This is a genomic window from uncultured Thiocystis sp. (assembly GCF_903866365.1).
Classification (GTDB): Bacteria; Pseudomonadota; Gammaproteobacteria; order Chromatiales; family Chromatiaceae; genus Chromatium.
In genome coordinates, this window is record NZ_CAIPNF010000474.1 from 1 (window position 1) to 2,584 (window position 2,584).

Below are 2,584 nucleotides of genomic sequence, written 5' to 3' on the forward strand. Positions count from 1 at the left end.
ATTCCGGGAAAGGGCGTACCCCTCGCGCGCCCGGCGCTCAATGTCGATGAGCCGGGGCAATCGCTCACGGTTGCGCTGTCGAATCGCGGACAGCAGTGCATCGCGATCCATGGTGGCGTCTCGTTGGGCTGGCAACGATGCGCGAACGGTCTTGGGCGAGCGAGAAATCTCACCGCCAGATCGCAGATCCTTGATCTGGTCAATCCAAAGTCGGATCGCGGCGTCCAACCTCATCAGGTTCGACAGCTCGACCCACGCCCACGCGCTCCGCCGGTCATCCCCAAACGGATCCAGCTGATCCCGACCCGTCATGGGAGATGCGCTCGCGATCATGTCGATGGGGCTATTCTCTCTCACCCTCAGCCGCGCGCGCCGTTCAGGAGGCGATTTCACTGCCTCTCAGGTGCCGCCAGCGGGGGCCATCTCTGGCCGCTCGCTGGCTTCGGCGGTCGGCACGGTCGGCGCGGTCGGCGCGGTTTGCGGGCGCGGGAGGTATTGATCGAGCCGCTCGAAGAAGCCTTGGTAGAACGCGGCATCCTGAACCGTGACACTGGCCACGCGCACGAGGGAATCGTCGCTGGAGCCGATCGGCAGCGAGACCGAGCCCAGGATCCCGACGCCCACGCTGGCCGAGGTCGGACTCTTTTTCAGCGCATAACGGTCCTGCACGGCACTGACGAAGACCCAACTGCCATCCGCTTCGTGCGGCACGCAGGAAACCCGCAGGGTAAGTTGCTCGTGAACCTCGTGCTTAGACTGGAAATTCTTGGTGCTTTCCACCGCGTCGGCGGTCGCGTTGACGACCGTATACCCCTGACTCAGCAGGGTGCGTCGGGCCGCCTCGCAGGTCGGCGCCGGTCGCTGGGGGTAATGGCGCGAATAGGTGTTGTCCGAGCTGAAGGACTCTTTCACCACGGGATCGGCACCGCCACCAAAACAACCGGTGAGCACCAGGGTCGTCAGAGCGATCAAAGGCCCTGCACGGACCGTGGGAGAGAGGGACATGGCACTCACGAGGAATCTAAAGAGGAGATCGTCAACGGGCGTGACAACTGACCTGAACTCGGCCGCGCGGAGCGATCGCTGGTGCGAATCTGCGGTCTCGCGATGCGGAAAATCACTATAGCATAGTCCCGCTCCAGCGAAGACGGAGAGAAATCGGAACCGGCGGGCGACCTCGTGCTTGAGACGGAGGTTCTCCGCTTGGCGCCGCGATCACGCCCCCTCCTCTGGCGGCCGCTTCCGGGCACCAGAGCCAAGGCTCGGTATTGCGCGATCCGTTCATCGCCATCGCGGCACGGAAGGCGGCTTGTTTATCCGATTCAGCGATGAAGCACCGCGTTGCCGGTTTCACGCCGTCACGTTGAGTTGTGTCCCAATGTTCGCGGATAAGCCCTGGGTTGGGCTTGGGATGCTTTGGATGAGCTGGGTGGCGGATTGCTCCTGGATGTCGATGGCTTTCTTGAGGACGGCGACATCCACGGCACCCTCCAGTTTATTCTGACTTAAACTCGTCGCGAGCTGGGCGAGACCGGCGGTTGAACTGGGAATCTCCATGGAATGACCTCGTGGTGTCGGATGGAATGGAACTGCTGGCTCGCGCAACTTGACGTGCCACCTCGGTTTAACGGCAGCCGATCCGGATCCTGGACGGGACGCGGGATCCGTCGCGGCGGCGGTGGTTGTCATCAACGATAGAGGAGATTGCCATGTTCCAAGTTCAGTCGATGCGGATCGCGACCCTCGCCGCTCTCGGCGTTCTCCTGGTCTTGTGGGGGGGCGCCAGGGCGGAGCAGGAACGCCAGGAGGACGCGGCGGTCACGCTGGAGGTCAAGGTGCTGGAGGTGCAGGTGACCCCAGGGCAGGGGGAGCGCGACGCGGTGATCTACCGCCTGGAGGTCATCTCGGTGCTGCGTTCCACCGCCCAGGTGACACCGGGGGACACCCTCGTCGTGCGTGCCGACGCCCTGAGCCAGGAGGCCCTGGACCGGGGCCTCGTGGGACCAAGGGTTCTGGCTCCGGGTTGGCTCGGCGTCGCCTCTCTCAACCCCGATCCCAAGGCCAGTGGTCCCGAGGCACACCGGCAGTTCACCATGGCCGCCAACGGCGACAGCTTCGAGGATCTTCCGCCCGGACCTCCCGCCGTGAAGTGGATCCAGTAGGCCGAAAGACGGCCAGTCGTTCGTGCATCAGGCGATTCGTTTCTCAGCGCCTCCGAAGGGCTGTACAAGACCGCCATTGCACATGACGCTGCCGATGGACACCAACCCCGGCCCTCAGTCGGTCGACGCACTCAACGCGCTGCTCGGGTGTCTCGAAACGCCCAGCAGTGCGACCGTTACGCGGCTCGCGGCGGCGTGCGATCAACGCCAAGATCAACCAGGGCGAGCGGCGTAACGCCTGAGCGATCCGCTTTCCGTGCGCGGGTCTTGGCGATCCTTAAACCCATCCCATTACACACAACTTCCCGTGTTCGGGTAAAATCCGGTTTTGGCACTGTTGTTCGATGGGGTCTGTATGGGCTGGGCAGAAGAAGAATTTCGCGGGATCGATCTGGGCGACGCGCGCCGCGACCGACGGGCGG

General features: G+C 63.8%; 4 protein-coding genes. 2 read left to right on the forward strand and 2 right to left on the reverse strand.

What is annotated here, in order from left to right:
- Nucleotides 1-399: 399 nt before the first annotated feature.
- Both QZY07_RS25970 and QZY07_RS25975 read right to left on the reverse strand, forming a co-directional pair.
- Complete coding sequence (locus QZY07_RS25970; protein ID WP_295409093.1) at nt 400-1,005, reverse strand: DUF2242 domain-containing protein; 606 nt, start codon at nt 1,003-1,005, stop codon at nt 400-402.
- Between the two features lie 345 nt (nt 1,006-1,350).
- Nucleotides 1,351-1,557 carry a YjfB family protein gene (locus tag QZY07_RS25975; protein ID WP_295409095.1) on the reverse strand — a complete coding sequence of 69 codons (207 nt, stop codon included), beginning with the start codon at nt 1,555-1,557 and terminating at the stop codon, nt 1,351-1,353.
- Between the two features lie 152 nt (nt 1,558-1,709).
- Here QZY07_RS25975 and QZY07_RS25980 point away from each other — a divergent pair, with 152 nt between their 5' ends.
- Both QZY07_RS25980 and QZY07_RS27625 read left to right on the forward strand, forming a co-directional pair.
- On the forward strand, nt 1,710-2,162 hold the full coding sequence (locus QZY07_RS25980) for a hypothetical protein (protein WP_295409098.1): 453 nt from the start codon (nt 1,710-1,712) through the stop codon (nt 2,160-2,162).
- Between the two features lie 355 nt (nt 2,163-2,517).
- Nucleotides 2,518-2,584, forward strand: a 67-nt coding sequence (locus QZY07_RS27625; protein ID WP_363184226.1) for a transposase DNA-binding-containing protein, incomplete at its 3' end; no start/stop codon positions are given.

What these genes read in the sequence shown, in the direction of transcription:
- QZY07_RS25970 (WP_295409093.1), bottom strand. Translation starts at nt 1,005, where the DNA reads ATGTCCCTCTCTCCCACGGTCCGTGCAGGGCCTTTGATCGCTCTGACG.
- QZY07_RS25975 (WP_295409095.1), bottom strand. Translation starts at nt 1,557, where the DNA reads ATGGAGATTCCCAGTTCAACCGCCGGTCTCGCCCAGCTCGCGACGAGT.
- QZY07_RS25980 (WP_295409098.1), top strand. Translation starts at nt 1,710, where the DNA reads ATGTTCCAAGTTCAGTCGATGCGGATCGCGACCCTCGCCGCTCTCGGC.